Source organism: Nocardioides daejeonensis (assembly GCF_003194585.1).
Lineage (GTDB): Bacteria > Actinomycetota > Actinomycetes > Propionibacteriales > Nocardioidaceae > Nocardioides > Nocardioides daejeonensis.
In genome coordinates this window covers 56105-73816 of the sequence record NZ_QHKZ01000001.1, presented here as the reverse complement: position 1 = coordinate 73816, position 17712 = coordinate 56105, and the positions used below count along the sequence as shown (strand labels likewise).

The window sequence follows — 17712 nt, the reverse complement described above, 5'->3', positions numbered from 1 at the left end:
CGTACGGATCACGCGTCGGCACTGACTCCTTCCAGGGCCGCCCGTACGACGACAGTCGCCTCCTCCGCGCGCGCAGCGTCCAGCGGTCCGGCGCCCGGCTCCTGGACATAGAAGACGTCCACCGCCTGTGGGCCGAAGGTGTCGACGTGGGCCGAGCGGACCGCCACGCCGACGCCGGCGAGCGCCGCGCAGACCCGATGGACGAGCCCGGGACGGTCCGCCGTCCGGACTTCGAGCACCGTCGCCGTCCTGGAGGCATCCGGATCCACCAGCACGACCGCAGCCGCTCCTCCGCCAGCCGGCGCGGGGGCTCCCACCCGGGTCCGCCCCTCCACCTCCGCCTGGATCCGCTCGCGCAGTACGGCGGCCGCCGGTACATCCTCGGACGTGTGCCACTCGGAGACGCCGACCGCTCCCTGCGGCCAGGCCCGTGCGCCCCGGATCGGGATCCGCAGGTGGGTGAGGACGGCAGCGACGTCGGCGAGCAGCCCCACCCGGTCTCGGGCGAAGACCCGCACGAGTGCGCCGTCGGGCTGCCGCACCACCTCGACCTCCACACGGCCCGGATCCGTCTGCACCGTCGGCGGCACGGTCACGGCGGCGTACTCCTGGTCGGGCTCGGGCGTACGTCGGTGCAGGAGGGCTCGGTCCGCACGTGCGGCGAGGTCGCGGATCAGTCCCGCACGCCACGAGCTCCACGCCTTCACCGAGGTGGCGCGGGCATCGGCCTCGGTGAGGGCGAGGAGGAGAGCCAGCGTCTGCCGGTCAGGCACGCGTTCGACCAGATGCGCCACCGTCCGTGGATCATGCGGGTCTCGACTGGTGGCGGTCTCGGCCAGCAGGAGGTGCCACCGCACCAGCGTCTCGATGACCTCCACGTTCGTGGGCGTGAAGCCGAACCGCATCGCCAGCCTCCGGGCCAGCCGCGCGCCGGAGGCCGCGTGCCCCCCGGGTTCGCGGTCGGCGTCACCTTGCCCGGGGTCCCCCTTCCCCATATCGTGGAGCAGGGCCGCCACCACCAGCAGGTCCGGCCGGGAAACCCGGCTGAGTAGGCCGGCCGCCTCCACGCAGGTCTCGAGCACGTGACGGTCCACGGTGAACCGGTGCACCGCCGCTGCGTGGGGCAGCGAGCGCAGCAGCTCCCACTCCGGGAACAGCCGGGCCAAGGCCCCCGTCTCCTCCAGCGTGGCCCAGACGTCGCGCAGGCCGGGTCCCGCGGCGAGCAGCCGGATCCACGCCGTCCGAACCGCCGCCGGCCACACCGCGGGCAACGGCGCCGCCTCCCGCGCCAGCCGCGCCGCCGTGGCCGGAGCCAGCACCAGGTCACGCTCGGCAGCGCTGGCAGCTGCTCGGAGCAGCAGACCTGGATCACGCCCGGGGGCTGCACCGCGCTCGAGCACGACCTCGCCGCGGGAGATGGCGACACCACCGCCGAGCGCGTGCAGCTCGGGTCGCCGTCCACGCGTCGGACGCGCCAGCAGTGCGTCCACTCGACGCCAGGTCAGCCGGGAGAGGTGGGAGACCCGGCGTGCCGTCTCCCGAACCAGGCGCTGCGCAGCCTCGGCGTCCTTCACCCGCAACGCCACAGCGAGGTCTGCCCAGAGCTCGGGCGTCAGTCGATCGCTGGAGCGACCGGAGAGTGCGTGCACCTCGTCTCGTACGTCAAGCAACAGGCGACGTGCCGGCTCCAGGTCGGCCTGCGGCGCGTCGACGAGCCAGGTCGCGACCAGCGCCTTCACGATGCCGGCATCGCGGAGACCGCCCTCGGACTCCTTGAGGTCGGGCACTGCGACATGCGCCAGCTCGCCGGCCGTCGCGTGGCGACGAGCCATCAGGGCGGCCAGCTCCGGCAGCCGTCGCCGTGCGTCTCGCCGCCAGTCGGCGAGCAGGCGGGTACGTACCCGGAGGGTGAGGCCGGGGTCGCCCGCCACGTGGCGCAGGTCCAAGGCGCCCAAGGCGACCCGGAGGTCGGCCGCGGCTGCCTCGCGCATGCCGGTCTCCGAGCGGACGGCGTGGTCGAGCCGGTGCGGTCCGTCCCACAACGGCATCCAGATCCCCTCGGCCAGTGAGGGCAGCAGCGGGCCGTCCGAGTGCTGGCTCGTCAGGCCTCCACCAGGGGTCGGTGCCAGATCGTCGGCGTGCAGCAACACCAGGTCGAGGTCCGAGCCCGGAGCCAGCTCCCCGCGCCCGTAGCCGCCGACCGCGACCAGACTGACGCCGTACGACGGGGGGTCGGCCTCCTCGAACGCCCGTCGTACCCGCGTGTCGGCTGCCGCGGTGCGCAGCGCCCGTTGGTCGGAGGTCACGACGTGGCTCCTTCGTCCTAGGTCTGTGGCGAGGCGTTACAGCCAGGGTGACGCCCGCCGCACCAGGGTTTGTCTGAACTCACGGTGCGGCGGGCGTCGGGCAAGGATCAGAGCGCCGCGCTGTCGCGATCGCCGGTGCGGACCCGGACGACACTGTCCAGGGCAGAGACCCACACCTTCCCGTCTCCGATCCTGCCTGTCTGGGCGGCCTTCACGACGAGCCCGACGATGTCGTCGGCATCCACGTCGTCGACCACGATCTCGATCTTGATCTTGGGCACCAGAGCGATGTCGTACTCCGCTCCGCGATAGACCTCGGTGTGGCCCTTCTGACGGCCGTAGCCACTGACCTCGCTCACCGTCATCCCGGTCACGCCGAAGGTCTCGAGAGCCTCGCGGACGTCCTCCCACTTGTGCGGCTTGACCACCGCGGTCACCAGCTTCATGCCGGCGCTCCTTCCTTCTCGGTCGTCCGGACGGGTGCGGTCATCGCCGGAGCGCCGCGCCGGGATCCACTCGTGGTGGCGAGGTCGTAGGCGGACTCGCCGTGCTCGACGTAGTCGATGCCGCCGATCTCGTCCTCCTCGTCGATCCGCCAGCCCATCGCCGCCTTGATCGCCAACCCGATGATGAGCGTGAGGACCGCGGTCCAGACCATGGCGAAGAGCGCCACCAGCACCTGGAGCACGAGCAGCTTGGCGCCGTCCCCGTAGAACAGTCCGCCCGAGGTCGCGAGGAAGCCGATGCCGATCGTGCCGACCAGACCGCCGACCAGGTGGACCCCCACCACGTCGAGCGAGTCGTCGAAGCCGAAGCGGTGCTTGAGGCCGACTGCGAGGGCACAGAGCGCACCGGCCACCAGGCCGAGCACGATCGAGCCGACGGGAGAGAGCGATCCGCAGGCCGGGGTGATCGCCACCAGGCCGGCCACGATCCCGGATGCGGCACCCAGGCTCGTGGCCTTGCCGTCCCGCAGCTTCTCCAACAGCAGCCACCCGAGCATCGCGGCACAGGTCGCGACGGTCGTGTTGAGCCAGACCAGTCCGGTCTCGCCCACGAACTGGGTGTACATCGCGTCGGGATCGTCACTGCTGAAGACGATCGACCCGACGTTGAATCCGAACCAGCCGAACCACAGCAGGCCGGCGCCGATCATGGTGAGCGGCAGGTTGTGCGGCTTCATCGGCGTCGTGCCGAAGCCGATCCGCCGCCCGATGACCAGGGCGAGCACCAGGCCGGCCACACCGGCGTTGATGTGCACCACGGTGCCGCCCGCATAGTCGACCGGAGCAACTTGAGCGATCTGCTCGGCACCCTCCCCGACGGTGCCGAAGACCCGCGCAGCCAACCCGTCCGGGTTGCCGCTGAGGAACCCGCCGCCCCACACCATGTGGGCGAGCGGGAAGTAGACCAGGGTGACCCAGACCGGCACGAAGACCATCCAGGCCGAGAACTTCACGCGGTCCGCGATCGCGCCGCTGATGAGCGCGGCCGTGATCACGGCGAACGTCAGCTGGAACGCGACCGTGATGTAGGCGGACGGGTCCAGGTCGCTGAGCCCGAACAGCGTGAACGGGTTGGCGAAGAGGGTCGCGATGTCGTCGTCCCCGTACGACATCGAGTAGCCCCAGAGCACGTAGACGACGCCGACGATCGCGAGCGCGCCGTAGGACATCATCATCATGTTGAGCACGGACTTCGACCGGCTCATGCCCCCGTAGAACAGGGCGAGGCCGGGCGCGGTCATCAGCAGGACGAGGGATGCGGAGATCAGCATCCAGGCGTGGTAGCCATCCACAGGGACCTCCCAGGGATTGGTTCCATCGACGTCCGGCGCGCGACCTCGTCGTCGCGGCCGGTACCGCCTTGACGCCTCAACCCTGGGCGACTCCGGTAACGCCGCGTCGCGCGGCGTGTTTCATCCGTGCAACGTCTGGGTGCGCCGTGTTACGGCTGCGTGACGCCGTGGCACGGCGTTCGGCCTCAGCCGAGCAGCGCGTCGACGAAGGCCTCGGCGTCGAAGGGTGCCAGGTCGTCGGGGCCCTCGCCCAGGCCGACCAGCTTCACCGGTACGCCGAGCTCGCGCTGCACGGCGACCACGATGCCGCCCTTCGCCGACCCGTCGAGCTTGGTGAGCACGATCCCGGTCACGTCGACGACGTCGGAGAAGACCCGGGCCTGGATCATGCCGTTCTGGCCGGTGGTGGCGTCGAGGACCAGCAGCACCTCGGTCACCGGAGCCTGCTTCTCGATGACGCGCTTCACCTTGCCGAGCTCGTCCATCAGGCCGGCCTTGTTCTGCAGCCGGCCGGCGGTGTCGACCAGGACGACGTCACGCGCCTCGTCCACGCCCTGCTTGACCGCCTCGAAGGCGACGGAAGCGGGATCGGAGCCCTCCTCGCCGCGGACCACGGGCACACCGACCCGCTCGCCCCAGGTCGCCAACTGCTCGACCGCGGCAGCGCGGAAGGTGTCGGCCGCACCGAGCACGACCTGCTTCTCCTCGGCGACCAGGATCCGGGAGATCTTGCCGACCGTGGTGGTCTTGCCGGCGCCGTTGACCCCGACGACCAGCACGACACCGGGCTTGCCGTCAGCGCCGGTCACCGCCAGTCGGCGATCCATCTCCGGACCGACCAGGTCGACCAGCTCCTCGCGCAGCACGGCTCGGGCGTCGACTGCTCCCCCACCCTCGACCCGCAGTCGGGTGCGCAGCTTCTCGACGAGCTCCTGTGTGGGGGCAACGCCGATGTCGGCAGTGAGGAGCGTGTCTTCGATGTCCTCCCAGGTGTCCTCGTCGAGACGCTCCCTTGAGAGCAGGGCCAGCAGCCCCTTGCCCAGCGCGCCCTGCGAGCGGGAGAGCCGCTCACGCAGCCGGACCAGTCGGCTCTTGGTGCCTTCCGGGCGGTCGAGGGCAGGAGCAGCCGGCTCCGGCTGAGCCTCCGGCTCCTCCGGTACGACGACCGGCTCGGTCCCCGGCTCCTCCACCTCGGCAGGGGTGGTGGGCGCCGGACGGGCGATGACCTCGGTGCTGCTCTTCGGCGTACCGCCCTTGCGACCGGTGAAGACGAAGCCGAGGGCGACGACGCCGACGACCAGGATGCCGATGATCAGGTAGAGCCAGTCCGACACGTTGTTCATGGTCCAATCCAACCAGAGGTACGCCGCCGCATCCGAAACAGGACCCACCGGTGCCGAGTTGGTGATCAGCGCCGAAGCAGAGGCTCGACGGCGGCCCGGATCGCCTCAGGGATGGGAGTGACCGGGCGGTCTCCGGCGCCACGGGTGTTGTCGACGTACACGTGCACGAAGCGTCCTTCGGCGGCCGCCTCCACGCCATCGCCCTGGAAGAGGCCGATCCGGTAGACGATCGACGAGGTGCCGATCCGCTCCACGACGAGGCCCGTCTCGATGGGCTCGGGGAAGCCGATCTCTCGGAAGTAGCGGCAGGAGGTCTCCGCGACGATGCCGATCTGCGGCAGCTGCCGGATGTTGACGCCGGTGTGCTCGAAGAGGTGGGCGTTGACCGCGGTGTCGAAGAGCTCGTAGTAGGTGGCGTTGTTGAGGTGCCCGTACGCATCGTCGTCACGCCAGCGGGTGGTCACCGTGCGCCATGCGACGTAGTCGGCGCGGGTCGGCAGGGGCGGGCGTTCGGTCATGCGGACTCGTTCTCCCGGAGACGCTGGCTGATGACGGTCGTGACGCCGTCGCCGCGCATGGTCACGCCGTACAGCGCGTCGCCGACCTCCATGGTGCGCTTCTGGTGAGTGATCACCAAGAGCTGCGAGTTCTCCCGCAGCTCCTCGTAGATCTCCAGCAGCCGGCCGAGGTTGGTGTCGTCGAGCGCCGCCTCGACCTCGTCGAGGATGTAGAAGGGCGAGGGCCGGGCCTTGAAGAGCGAGACCAGGAACGCCACCGCGACCAGGGAGCGCTCCCCACCGGAGAGCAGCGAGAGCCGCTTGACCTTCTTGCCTGCCGGGCGAGCCTCCACCTCGATGCCCGTCGTCAGCATGTCGGAGGGGTCGGTGAGGATCAGCCGCCCCTCCCCGCCGGGGAAGAGTCGCTTGAAGACGTGGTCGAAGGCCGTACGGACGTCCTCCCACGCCTCGGCGAAGACCTCCTGCACGCGCGCGTCGACCTCCTTGACGATGTCGAGCAGGTCACGGCGGGTCGTCTTCAGGTCCTCCAGCTGCTCGGTGAGGAACCGGTGTCGCTCCTCCATGGCGGAGAACTCCTCCAGCGCGAGCGGGTTCACCTTGCCGAGCATCGCCAGGGCGCGCTCCGCCGTCTTGAGCCGCTTGACCTGCTCCTCACGAACGAAGGGGATGCCTGCCGGCTCCTGCTGGGCCTGCTCGTCGCCCGGCTCCTCTGATGCCTCCGACGCATCGGCAGCGGCCTCGGGCGCGGTCTGCACCGGGACCAGCTGGTCCGGGCCGTATTCGCGCACCAACGCCTCGGGATCGAGACCCAGCTCCTCCAGCGCCCGCTCCTCGAGCTGCTCGATCCGCATCCGTTGCTGGGTGCGTGCCATCTCGTCACGGTGGGCGGTGTTGACCAGCTCGTCGTACTCGCGACCGAGATCGCGTAGCCGGGCCCGCACCTCCATCAGGGCCTGCTCCCGCCCGGCGCGTGACTCCTCGATGTCGGTCCGGGCACGCGACGCGAGCGCCAGCGAGTATTCGAGACGTTCCAGCACGAAGGCGACGCCGGTCGTGACAGCGGTGGCGGCGCGAGCCTCGCGAGCAGCCCGTTCGCGGCGCTCCACCGCCCGTGCCTGAGCCTCGCGGGCCTGCCGGGCCGCCCGACGCAGTCCGTCAGCACGGCCGTGCAGGGCGCGAGCACGCTCCTCGGCGGTACGCAACGCGAGGCGTGCGTCCATCTCGGCCTGCCGCGCCTCGCGGGCCGACTCCAGCAGGCGCTCCCGCGCCTCCGTGTCCGGCTCCTCCTCCGGGGCCGCCTCGGCAGCGGCCAGCCGGCTCTCCAGCTCGGAGAGACCGGCCAGGTCGGACTCACGGGACTGCTGCGCCTTGAGGATCGCCGCCGCCAGCCGCTCGGCCTCGCCGCGCGCGGCGCGGGCCTGTGACCCGTACTGCCCGAGCTCCTCGGCGATCGCCGCCAGGTTGGCGTCCGACTCGTGAAGTTGCGCCAGAGCCACGTCGACCCGCTTCTGCGCCTCCAGGCGGCGGCCCTCCAGTCGTGAGATCTCGAAGGTCAGCCGCTCGGTGGTGGCGATAGCAGCAGCCAGCGACTCGGTCGCCTCGTCAAGAGCCGCCTGGATCTCGATCAGCGACTGCCCTCCGCTGCTGCCCCCCGAAGCGAAGTGAGCGCCGAGCAGGTCGCCCTCGCGCGTCACCGCCACGACGTCGGTCACCGCCGCGACCACGGCCTGCGCGGCGGACAGGTCGTCGACCACGGCGACCTTGTGCAGGAGCCGGGCGAGTGCGGCGCGAAGCTCCGCCGGGCACTCCACGACGTCGACCGCGTAGCGCGCACCGTCGGGGAGCGACGGCCAGTCATCGCGCTGCCGCTCGGGAGCGCCACCGAGCAGCAAACCGGCCCGACCCAGGTCACCCGACTTCAGGTGGCCCAGGGCCGTGATCGCCGCATCGGTCCCGGTCACGGCAACGGCGTCGGCTGCCTGGCCCAAGGCGCTCGCCACGGCCACCTCGAACCCGGTGTGCACGGTCAGCAGCGCGGCCACCGAGCCGAGAAGCCCGGAGACCTCGCCGTCGGCTGCCAGGAGCGCGCCGGCGCCGTCCTTGCGGGCGAGACCGAGCTCCAGGGCGTCCTTGCGAGCCGCCAGTCCGGTGCGCTCCTGGTCGGCGATGCGGACCTGCTCGCGCGCGGCTGCCAGCTGCTCCTCGATCTCGTCAAGCGCCTCGGTCGCGGCCTCGTGCTCGGCGTCGAGCCCCTCCTCGCCGGCATCCAGACCGGCCACCTTCGTCTCCAGGGCGGTGAAGTCGAGCTGAGCGCGCTCCGCTCGGGCCAGCGCCTCCGTGCGGGCGGACTCGAGCCGGCCGACCTCCTCGTCGGAGGCCGCGGCACGGGACTTCAACGCGTTGACCTGGCCATGCAGCCGGGCCAGACCCTCCCGGCGGTCAGCCGCCGCCCGCTGCAGGCCCGCCACCCGGCGGTCCTCCTCGGCCGCCGCGTCCTCGGCCGCCTTGCGGGCGCTCAGCGCCTCGTTGAGCTGGGTACGGTGCTGCTCGACCTCCGCGTTGATCTGCTCCTCTTGGACGCCGACCTTCTCCGCCTCGGCCTCCAACTGCTCCGGATCCCGACCGCCCTCGTTGTCGAGGGGCTGCGCCTGCTGTGCGTTGCGGAGCCGCTCCGAGGCCAGCGACTCGGTGCCGCGCAGGCGCTCCCGCAGCCCGGAGAGCGCGAACCAGGTGTCCTGAGCCTGCGAGAGCGCCGGCAGGCTCTCCCGCAACGCCGCCTCGTGGGCGGCCTCCTGCTCACGGGCTGCGGTCAGGTCGGCCTCGACCTCCGTGCGCCGCTGCACAAGCAGGCTCTCGTCGGCCATCTCCTGCTCGAGGCTGTTCTTCGCGGTGGCCAGGTCGTCGGCGAGCAGCCGGGCACGCGCGTCCCGCACATCGGCCTGCACCGTCGCCGCCTTGCGCGCCACCTCCGCTTGTCGCCCGAGCGGCTTGAGCTGCCGCCGGATCTCGCTGAGCAGGTCGTTGAGTCGATTGAGGTTGCCCTCAGTCGCGTCGAGCTTCCGCAGCGCCTTCTCCTTGCGCTTGCGGTGCTTGAGGACGCCCGCCGCCTCCTCCACGAAGCCGCGCCGGTCCTCGGGAGTCGCGCGCAGGATGGAGTCCAGCTGCCCCTGCCCGACGATGACATGCATCTCGCGACCGATGCCGGAGTCGCTCAGCAGCTCCTGCACGTCGAGGAGACGACAGGAGCTGCCATTGATGGCGTACTCCGAGCCGCCGTTGCGGAACATCGTGCGGCTGATCGTCACCTCGGCGTAGTCGATCGGCAACGCGCCGTCGCTGTTGTCGATGGTGAGCGCGACCTCCGCCCGGCCCAGGGGCGGGCGCCCCGACGTACCGGCGAAGATGACGTCCTCCATCTTGCCGCCACGAAGCGACTTGGCGCCCTGCTCGCCCATCACCCACGCCAGGGCGTCGACCACGTTGGACTTGCCCGAGCCGTTGGGCCCGACGATGCAGGTGATACCGGGCTCGAGCTGCAGGGTGGTCGCGGACGCGAAGGACTTGAACCCCTTCAGGGTCAGGCTCTTCAGATACACACGCGTCTCCTCTGCTGGACCGCCCCGAGCCTATGACATCCGGTGCCCGCGCCGTCCTACCTGCGACGCCGTGCCGCCGCTCACCGAGCCGTCCGCAGCTCCCCGTCCCGGCGCGTCACCGCCACGTCGCCGTCACGGTCGGTGCGCAGCACCACCACACCTGCCGCGTCGAGTGCCGCCAGGGTCTCGGGCGCGGGATGCCCGTAGTCGTTGTCGACACCGGCCGAGATGACCGCCACCCGGGGACGCAGTGCCAGGAGCAGGTCGAGCTCCTGGTAGCGACTGCCGTGGTGAGGCACCTTGAGCACGTCGACCCGTAGGTCGGCGAGCGTGCGTCGGAGAGCACGCTGAGCGACAGGCTCCGCATCACCAGTCAGCAGGATCCGGGTGCCAGCAACCTCCGCCAGCACGACGAGCGACGCGTTGTTGGGACCATCGGCGAGCAGCGCTGGAGGCGGGCCGATCACCTGGAGCGTCACCTCCCCCGCACGCAACGTCTCGCCGTACGCCGGCACCCGAGCCCGCGCGCCCACCTGGTGCAGCACCCGCCGGGCGGCCTCGGGCGGATCCGCACGTGCGGTGACCAGCACCTGACCCACCGTGCGGCCGCGCAGCACCCCGTCGACGCCGTCCACGTGATCGGCGTGGAAGTGGGAGAGCAGCAGGATCGGCACCTGCTCGATCCCGAGCGCGTCGAGGCACCGACGCATCGACCGGGGGTCCGGACCGGCGTCGACCACCACGCCCGCCTGCGGTCCGGCGCGCAACACCAGCCCGTCTCCCTGACCGACGTCGCAGGCGACCAGCACCCAGCCGGGCGGCGGCCAGCCCGGGGTCGGCAGCGGCACGACCAGCAGCCCGGTCAACAGCAGGACGACCGCCATCGCGAGTCGAGGCCGGGTGAGCAGTGGTCCGGTGAGCGCGACGATGAGGAGGCAGAGGCCGGTCAGGCCGACGAGGGCGGGTGTCGAGGTGTCCCAGTCGATGGCCGGCAACCTCAGCTCGGCGCACCTCCGGGCGACCTCGATGATCCCGGCTGCTGCCCAGCCCGCGAAGCGCCCGACCACCTGCCCTGCCGGAGCCCAGACAAGTGCAAGCAGACCACCGAGCAGGCCCAGGATCGTCGCAGGTGCCACCAACGGCGCGGCGAGCAGATTGGCCAGCACGGCGACCAGGCTGACCTGCCCGGAGATCCCGGCGACGACCGGCGTGCAAGCGAGCTGGGCAGCCAGGGGCACCGCAACCGCCTGCGCGGCCCAGCGTGGCAGCCACACCTCCATCGCCGTCACCCAGCCCGGCGCAAGCAACAGGATTCCGGCGGTGGCCAGTGCACTGAGCGCGAACCCCACCGTGATCGCGAGCCACGGATCCCAGACGAGCAGGCCCAGCACGGCGAGGCCGACAGCGCGGAGTCCTCGATCGCGTCCGTTGTAGGCCAGGCCGAGGAGGGCCGCCGTGCCCATCGCGGCGGCACGGACGACCGAGGGCTCGGTACGAGCAAGCAGGATGAAGCCGACGATCCCGGCGGCGGCCACCGCATAGTGGCCCCGCCCGCGGACTCCGCACCGCCGTCCCACGAGCACGAGGCAGCCCACCACCAGGGTGAGATTGGTGCCTGAAACCGCGAGAAGGTGCGTCAGTCCTGTCGTCTTGAAGTCCGCCTGCAGATCCTCGGGCAGGCCACCGTCGTCACCGTCGACCAGCGCCGGCACCAGGGCTCGCTCCGGATGCCCCGCGGTCGCCACCGCGGTGCGGACCGCGGCACGCACGGCCGCTGCGGCGCGCCACGCCGGGGAGGGTTCGCCCAACAACCTCGGCTCGCCCAACGGCGTAGCGAGGGCAGCCAGCTCGGGGTCGTCGCTCGGAGCGAGGCGCAGTCGCACCCGCCAGCGACCGCCCAGCTCCGCCCGACCCCACTCCCCCTCGCCGAGCAGCAGCACCGGCGACCGCACCTGCCAGACCCGGCCCTCGCTCCCGAGTCGGTCGATCCTGACCGGGACGCCGAACCGCTCCGGTCCACGACCTCCCTGCAGCCGTCGCGGGTCGCCGACGATGCGCAGCTCGACCTCTACGCCGGCACGCGCGGCCGCGAGCCGGGCCACAGCGCCGTCGGCGACCGCCTGCTCCCTCAGCAGCGCACTCGCACCGACCGCCAGGAACAGAGCCAGCCCACCGACGACGAACCAGTGCCGGCCCCGCGCGCTCCAGAGCACCAGCGCCCCGCAGGGCAGGGCCAGCAGCGCCGTCAGTGCCGGTCGGGCGGCCAGGAGAGCATTCAGCCGATCCACCGACCCGACGCCGAGTCCCAGCAGCGCGCCGAGCCAGGCGGCGACCGCGAGGGCCGGCAGACGCAGGTCACGCTCACCGTTCACAGGGTGACCAGCGGCGCCAGGTCGGCCAGCGTCTTCTCGCCGATCCCCTGTACGTCGAGGAGCTGGTCGACCGAACGGAAGCCGCCGTTGGCGTCGCGCCAGTCGATGATGGCCTGCGCCGTGACCGGCCCGACACCGGGCAGCTCGTCGAGCTCGCTCAGGCCGGCGGAGTTCAGGTTGACCAGGCCGACGGGTGCCCCTCCGGGCACCGCCGAAGGAGCGGCCGAGGCGGCCGGGCCAGGAGCCGCGGGAAGGCCGACGACGATCTGCTCGCCATCGACGAGGACCCGGGCCAGGTTCAGGCCGGTCAGGTCGGCACCTCGACGCGCGCCGCCTGCCGCATCGACGGCGTCGACCACACGGGATCCCGGGTCGAGCACCACGATGCCGGGGCGGCGTACCTTGCCGGTCACGTCGACGACGACCTCGCCCGGTGGGTTCGCGCCCGTCGACGAGGAGATCGGCGCATCCGCGGCGGGCGTCACCAGCCCACGGGGCGCGGCGCTCGTCGGCAACGGCTCGCCTGCGTCGTCCTGGAGCACCCACCAGCACGTCACCCCGAGGGCAAGGGCTGCTGCGACTGCCGCCAGCGCGACGTGGGCGGGCTCCAGCGCCACCCGGCCGCGCAGCCCCGAGAGATCCCACCACGCCATCCGGCGCGCCGCCGCGTGGCGTCCCGGCACCGGCACCGGCGGCGGCACCGGTGGCGGGGTGGCCGAGGGCGGCAGCACCGGCTGCCGAACATGCGTGTACTCCTGCCAGCTCTCGTCGTAGGGGCTCCCGGTCTCTGCGCTCTCCTCCCTCGCCGCGGGGACCGGGGCACCGTCGCCGAGCTCAGCACTCAGCTGGGCCAGCCGACGGGCCAGTGCCTCGGAGTGTGCGGAGGGAGAACGGGAGCGCATGCCGAGCACGCTAGGCAGCGCCCCCGACGCCTGACCTCGATGCGACTCCCCTTGTGGAGAACCGCGCTACTCCACAGGCGAGTCGTCCGAGTCAGGCCCACTGGCGGCCGCTACCGCGCCCTCCAGCGCCGGTGCTACGCAGACCGCGACCATGCCGGGACCGACGTGGGCGCCCAGCACAGCACCCAGCTCCGCGATCCGGACCGGGGTCACCAGGTCGAGTCGACCGGCGAGCTTCGCGGCCAGTGCCTCGGCCCGCTCCGGACTGGCCAGGTGGGCCACCGTGACCTCCACCGGCTGCTCGTCGGCGGCCTGCACCGCGTGCTCCTCGAGGCGTGCCAGGGCACGGCCTGCCGTGCGCACCTTCTCGAAGGAGTCGATCTTTCCGTCCGACACGCGCAGCAACGGCTTCACGGCCAGCGCGCCACCCAGCAACGCGGCGGCAGCGCCCACCCGTCCGCCGCGACGCAGGTACTCCAGGGTGTCGACATAGAAGAGGGAGGTCGAGGCCTCCGCCCGCTGCCGCGCGGCGAGCGCTGCCTCTGCGGCGCTGGCACCCGAAGCCACGGCGACGGCAGCGGCCACCGCGCCGTACCCCGTCGCCGGGCCGACCTGGCGCGAGTCCACGGGATGCACCGGCACCACCGCGGTCCGCGAAGCGACGAGCGCGGAGTCGAAGGTGCCGCTCATCTCGCCGGAGAGGTGCACGGAGACGATCTCCTCGTACCCCTGTTCCGCGATGTCGGCGTAGATCTCCAGCATCCGCGCAGGCGATGGGCGGGACGTGGACACCGGGGTGAACTCGCGCAGCGCCTGGGCCACCATCGCCGGGCTTGCGCCCTCGTCGACACCCTCGTCGTAGCTGGTCGCCCCGATGATCACCTGCAGCGGTACGACGAAGATCCCGTGCTCCTCGACGACCTCCTCCGGGAGCGACGCCGGCGAGTCGGTGACGATCGCGATCCGGGGTCCAGGCATGCGCAGAGAATAGCGGTGGGCTCCGCTCCCCTACCCCTCCTGCTCCTCGGCGACGTACTTGTAGCCGACGCCGTAGACGGTGACGAGGCGTTCGGGGCTGGCCGGGTCGCGCTCCAGCTTGCGACGCAGGTTCATCACGTGCACGTCGACGGTGCGCTCGAGCGCATCATGGTCGAAGCCGAACGCCGCCTCCAGCAGACGCTGCCGGGAGTAGACCCGCGAGGGGTGCGTGACCAGCTCCCGGAGGATCCGGAACTCCGCCGGTGTGCAGGGCACCGATCGGCCCGCCTGCGTGACCAGGTGGCGCTCCTCGTCGATCACCAGCGACCCGGCGCGCACCACCGACGCCCCCGGGTCCGGTCGGGTACGCCGCAGCACGGCCTCCACCCGCGCCATCAGCTCACGCGGGCTGAAGGGCTTCGTCACGTAGTCGTCGGCACCGAGGCCCAGCCCCAGGACGAGGTCGTCCTCGGTCGTGCGGGCAGTGAGGAAGATGACCGGCACCTCTCCCTCGGCCCTGAGCACGTGACACACGTCGTGGCCGTCAAGGACCGGCATCATGATGTCGAGGACGGCCAGGTCCGGCTGCCGTCGGCGGCACTCGGCCAACGCCGCTTGACCGTCGTGCACCGTCACCACCTGGTGTCCGGCGCGCTCGAGGTAGGTGCGGACCAGGGCGGCCAGCTTGCGGTCGTCGTCGGCCACCAGAATGCGCGCGTTCACTCGACGATGGTGGCACCGGGCTGCGAAGAAGCTGTGAAGAAGCGCGGGATGCACAGACTCATCGGATCTTGACGACCCCTTCATCGACCGCTGCGACCCTCGCCACCATGCGACCACACCTCACGCGGCACCTTCGCGCTGCCGCTCTCGTCCTGGCAGTCACGCTGGCCTCCGCCGCCTGTGCCGACGATGCCGGCCCCGGCTCGTCCCCCGGCGCGGATCCGGGGAACGGCATCGACCAACCCGGCGACCCTGAGGTCGGCCCGCTGGACGACTACCTCGGCGTCGGCACCCGAAGCATCGAGACGGACGACGCGCTCAACCTGCGGATCGAGGAGGAGCTCGCGCGATGCATGGCGGCTGAGGGATTCGAGTACGTGCCCTACGTCGACGCGGGTTTCGACGCCACGGTGACCGCGGACGGGCGGGTGATGCTGGAGCCGGCCGGATTCCCGGACCTGCCGGCAGACGAGTTCGCCGCGCAGTTCGGCTACGGCATCAGCACCAAGGAGCTCGGCGCCGAGCAGAGCCGCGCACAGAAGAACCCCAACGACGCGATCGTCGCCCGGATGAGCGTGGCGGAGCGCGTCGCCTATCACCAGACGTTCTACGGCCCGCAGATCGCCCTCGACGACGAGGGCTATCTCGCAGGCACCTCGATCTCGAACGCAGACACGTCCTGCTCGGGCCGTGCCTACGCCTTGGAGCCGACCGATCGCGAGCTGGCACGGACGGAGCGCCGGATCGGCCAGGTCGAGGAGAGCTTCGCGAGCCTGCTGGAGCGGGTCCGCGACCTGCGCGACCAGCTGGAGCGTGATCCGCGGGTCGCCGCGGCGACCAGCGCCTGGGCGGCCTGCCTCGCCGACGCGGGGCACGCGGGATACACCGCGCTCGACGAGCCGCAGGCCAAGCTCCGGGCTCGCGCCGAGCGGCTGCTGGGCCCCGACCTCGCGACGGAGGGCGTCGCGGCGGCACAGCTGGCTGACCTGCGTGCGGCGGAGATCGAGCTGGCGGTCGCCGATCAGCGCTGCCGCAGGCCGTGGCGCACGAGCCACGACGCTGTGAAGGTCGATCTGGAGAAACGCTTCGTCCGGGAGAACCTGGCCGAGCTGGAGGCGTTCCGCTCCGCGATGTCGGCTGCGGTCTCCGACGGTCGCTGACCCGCATCCCCTGGGACGTCGCGACGCTCAGCCGGACCCGCCGGGCAGGAGGACGGTGAGGACCGCCCCGCCTCCGACCCGGTGCCCGGCGGCCACGCTGCCGCCGTGCGCGGCGACGAGTCGCTCCACGATCGCCAGGCCGAGACCGCTTCCCCCAGTCTCGCGAGCACGTGACGGGTCGGCGCGGAAGAAGCGCTCGAAGACCTGGGCCAGGTGCTCCGGCGCGATCCCCTCGCCCCGATCAGCGACCTCGATCCGGACCCAGGGGCGGTCGTCGTCTCCCCGCTCCTCTTCGACGGCGACGCTCACCTCCGCGCCGGGCGGCGAGTGCCGGACAGCGTTGGAGAGCAGGTTGGCGAGCACCTGCCGGATCCGGAGCGGATCGTGGGCGGCAGAGGCGACCGGAAGGCCACGGCGTACCAGGGTGACTCCGCGGGCGTCCGCCTGGCCGCGCATCGCGGCCAGGGCGGCGTCGACGGTGACGACGACGTCGCCGGGCAGCCGGCGGACCTCCAGCCGACCCGCGTCTGCCTGGGCGAGCACAGCCAGATCGTCGACGACATGCTGGAGCACGATCGCCTCCTCCAGCAGCGACGCGGTCCAAGCCACGTCGCGCTCCAGGACGCCGTCACGCCCGGCCTCGAGATAGCCCCGAAGATTGGACAGCGGGGTCCGCAGCTCATGAGCGACGTCACTGACCATCCGTCGGCGTTGCTCGTCCGCAGCGGTCAACGCCGCCGCCATGTCGTTGAAGGAGCGTCCCAGTCGAGCCACCTCGTCGTGGCCGACGACGGGCACGCGGGTGGCCAGGTCTCCCGCAGCCATCTCCTGGGTCGCGGCGGTGAGCCGTCGTACCGGTCGCAGCACTCGGCGGGAGGCCAGCAGGCTGGCGAGCACCGCCGCGGCGAGGATCACCAGCAACGCGACGAGGATGCGCATTCCACCGATCCGGCTGAGCAGGCCGCGCTGCACCTCCCGGGTCTCGGTCACGTAGAGCACGGCCGCAGGAGCCACCTCGGGCCGTAGCTGCCGGGTCAGCGACGACGTCGCGCAGTCCTCCCAGGCCCGCTGGTGGGCGGGAGTCAAGCCATCGGGGCCGGCGGCCTCAGGGAGGTGCAGGGTGATCAGTTCGGGTGCCTCGTCTCCGTAGAGGCGGACCAGCGCGGAGGGCACGTCGCGCCGCTGCAGGCACGCACGCTGGTCGAGCGCCACCGCGTTCTGTAGACGTGCGGTCCGCCCGAGCGGTCCGGAACCGGTCTCGGACCGCGTCGGCGGCCGGTCCTCGCAGACGATGACCAGGGCGAACGTCGACGGAAGCCCGTCGGGCAGCTCGCCGTCGGCCGCGGGCAGGCCGGGGCAGACCCCGATCACGTCGTAGTCGCGGCGCAGCGCCGCCCGCAGGTCGGCGCCACCCGGCCGTGCGGTCAGCAGCGACGCCGGAAGGCTCAGGTCGTCGTACGCCGTGGGAGGGTCTGCCATCGCGTCTGCCACCAGCCCCGCCAACGGGTCGAGCACCGCGGTGGGCTCTCCGGCCGCGGCGCTCGGCTGCTCCTGGTCGGAGCCGGCGAGTCGGCGTCCGTCGACATCGGTGACGGCGATCTTCGTCTGCGACGCTCCGGCGAGCTCTCCCAGCAGCCGGCCGGCTCGTGACCAACTCGCCTGGCCACGGCCGTACTCCTCCAGGCGCTCGACGATCTCTCGGTCGATGTGCGCGACACGGACCTCCTCCCGCTCCGCGCTGAGCCGGGCGGCATGGGTGGTGAGGAGAGCCGTTGCCACACTGGCGACCGCGGCAACCAACACCGAAGCAAGGATCGAGCGGCCCAACAGGCCCGGCGGACCGACCATCCGCCTCACCGCGCTCCTCGTCACCCCGCACATCCTGGCACCCGGCTGCCAAGAAGATGTGAAGACGCGAGCTGACCGATCCGTGACCGGTTCTTCACAACTCGTTGCCAGCCTGCCGCCATGCCTCAGCCACGCCATTCGGTCCCCGAACCCTCGCCAGCGCGCCCG

At 71.8% G+C, this 17712-nt stretch carries 12 protein-coding genes; 1 reads left to right on the top strand and 11 read right to left on the bottom strand.

Annotated elements, in window-relative coordinates; all coding sequences use genetic code 11:
* Positions 1-8: 8 nt before the first annotated feature.
* The 10 genes from DNK54_RS00355 to DNK54_RS00310 all read right to left on the bottom strand — a co-directional run bounded on the left by DNK54_RS00355 (position 9) and on the right by DNK54_RS00310 (position 14536).
* Positions 9-2306 carry a [protein-PII] uridylyltransferase gene (locus tag DNK54_RS00355; RefSeq protein ID WP_110204987.1) on the bottom strand — a complete coding sequence of 766 codons (2298 nt, stop codon included), beginning with the start codon at positions 2304-2306 and terminating at the stop codon, positions 9-11.
* Between the two features lie 107 nt (positions 2307-2413).
* Positions 2414-2752, bottom strand: coding sequence for a P-II family nitrogen regulator (locus DNK54_RS00350; RefSeq protein WP_110204986.1), 339 nt, complete (start codon positions 2750-2752; stop codon positions 2414-2416).
* Positions 2749-4104 carry an ammonium transporter gene (locus DNK54_RS00345; RefSeq protein WP_239459829.1) on the bottom strand — a complete coding sequence of 452 codons (1356 nt, stop codon included), beginning with the start codon at positions 4102-4104 and terminating at the stop codon, positions 2749-2751. The genes DNK54_RS00350 and DNK54_RS00345 overlap by 4 nt, the downstream gene beginning before the upstream one ends.
* Positions 4105-4289: 185 nt before the next feature.
* Positions 4290-5447: a signal recognition particle-docking protein FtsY gene (gene ftsY, locus DNK54_RS00340; protein WP_110204985.1), complete on the bottom strand. Its 1158-nt coding sequence runs from the start codon at positions 5445-5447 to the stop codon at positions 4290-4292.
* Positions 5448-5512: 65 nt separating this feature from the next.
* Complete coding sequence (locus tag DNK54_RS00335) at positions 5513-5965, bottom strand: acyl-CoA thioesterase (protein ID WP_110204984.1); 453 nt, start codon at positions 5963-5965, stop codon at positions 5513-5515.
* Positions 5962-9561, bottom strand: coding sequence for a chromosome segregation protein SMC (gene smc / locus DNK54_RS00330; protein WP_110204983.1), 3600 nt, complete (start codon positions 9559-9561; stop codon positions 5962-5964). Before smc ends, DNK54_RS00335 begins: the two co-directional genes overlap by 4 nt.
* An 80-nt stretch (positions 9562-9641) precedes the next feature.
* Positions 9642-11933, bottom strand: a complete 2292-nt coding sequence (locus tag DNK54_RS00325) for a ComEC/Rec2 family competence protein (protein ID WP_110204982.1) — start codon at positions 11931-11933, stop codon at positions 9642-9644.
* Complete coding sequence (locus DNK54_RS00320; RefSeq protein WP_110205728.1) at positions 11930-12835, bottom strand: ComEA family DNA-binding protein; 906 nt, start codon at positions 12833-12835, stop codon at positions 11930-11932. The genes DNK54_RS00325 and DNK54_RS00320 overlap by 4 nt, the downstream gene beginning before the upstream one ends.
* 66 nt (positions 12836-12901) lie before the next feature.
* Complete coding sequence (locus tag DNK54_RS00315) at positions 12902-13813, bottom strand: DegV family protein (protein ID WP_110204981.1); 912 nt, start codon at positions 13811-13813, stop codon at positions 12902-12904.
* A gap of 30 nt (positions 13814-13843) precedes the next feature.
* On the bottom strand, positions 13844-14536 hold the full coding sequence (locus DNK54_RS00310; protein WP_239459828.1) for a response regulator transcription factor: 693 nt from the start codon (positions 14534-14536) through the stop codon (positions 13844-13846).
* 107 nt (positions 14537-14643) lie between these two features.
* On the opposite strand from DNK54_RS00310, the gene DNK54_RS00305 reads away from it, so the two are divergent.
* Complete coding sequence (locus DNK54_RS00305; protein ID WP_110204980.1) at positions 14644-15696, top strand: hypothetical protein; 1053 nt, start codon at positions 14644-14646, stop codon at positions 15694-15696.
* Positions 15697-15723: 27 nt separating this feature from the next.
* Here the strand turns inward: DNK54_RS00305 and DNK54_RS00300 are convergent, their stop codons facing one another.
* A complete protein-coding gene (locus tag DNK54_RS00300; protein WP_239459908.1) occupies positions 15724-17544 on the bottom strand; it encodes a sensor histidine kinase in 1821 nt (606 codons plus the stop codon).
* Positions 17545-17712 lie beyond the last annotated feature (168 nt).

Excerpts from the sequence above, each read along its gene's own strand:
- DNK54_RS00320 (WP_110205728.1), bottom strand. The coding sequence starts at position 12,835 with ATGCGCTCCCGTTCTCCCTCCGCACACTCCGAGGCACTGGCCCGTCGG.
- ftsY (WP_110204985.1), bottom strand. The coding sequence starts at position 5,447 with ATGAACAACGTGTCGGACTGGCTCTACCTGATCATCGGCATCCTGGTC.
- DNK54_RS00350 (WP_110204986.1), bottom strand. The coding sequence starts at position 2,752 with ATGAAGCTGGTGACCGCGGTGGTCAAGCCGCACAAGTGGGAGGACGTC.
- DNK54_RS00335 (WP_110204984.1), bottom strand. The coding sequence starts at position 5,965 with ATGACCGAACGCCCGCCCCTGCCGACCCGCGCCGACTACGTCGCATGG.
- DNK54_RS00305 (WP_110204980.1), top strand. The coding sequence starts at position 14,644 with ATGCGACCACACCTCACGCGGCACCTTCGCGCTGCCGCTCTCGTCCTG.
- DNK54_RS00315 (WP_110204981.1), bottom strand. The coding sequence starts at position 13,813 with ATGCCTGGACCCCGGATCGCGATCGTCACCGACTCGCCGGCGTCGCTC.
- DNK54_RS00300 (WP_239459908.1), bottom strand. The coding sequence starts at position 17,544 with ATGGTCGGTCCGCCGGGCCTGTTGGGCCGCTCGATCCTTGCTTCGGTG.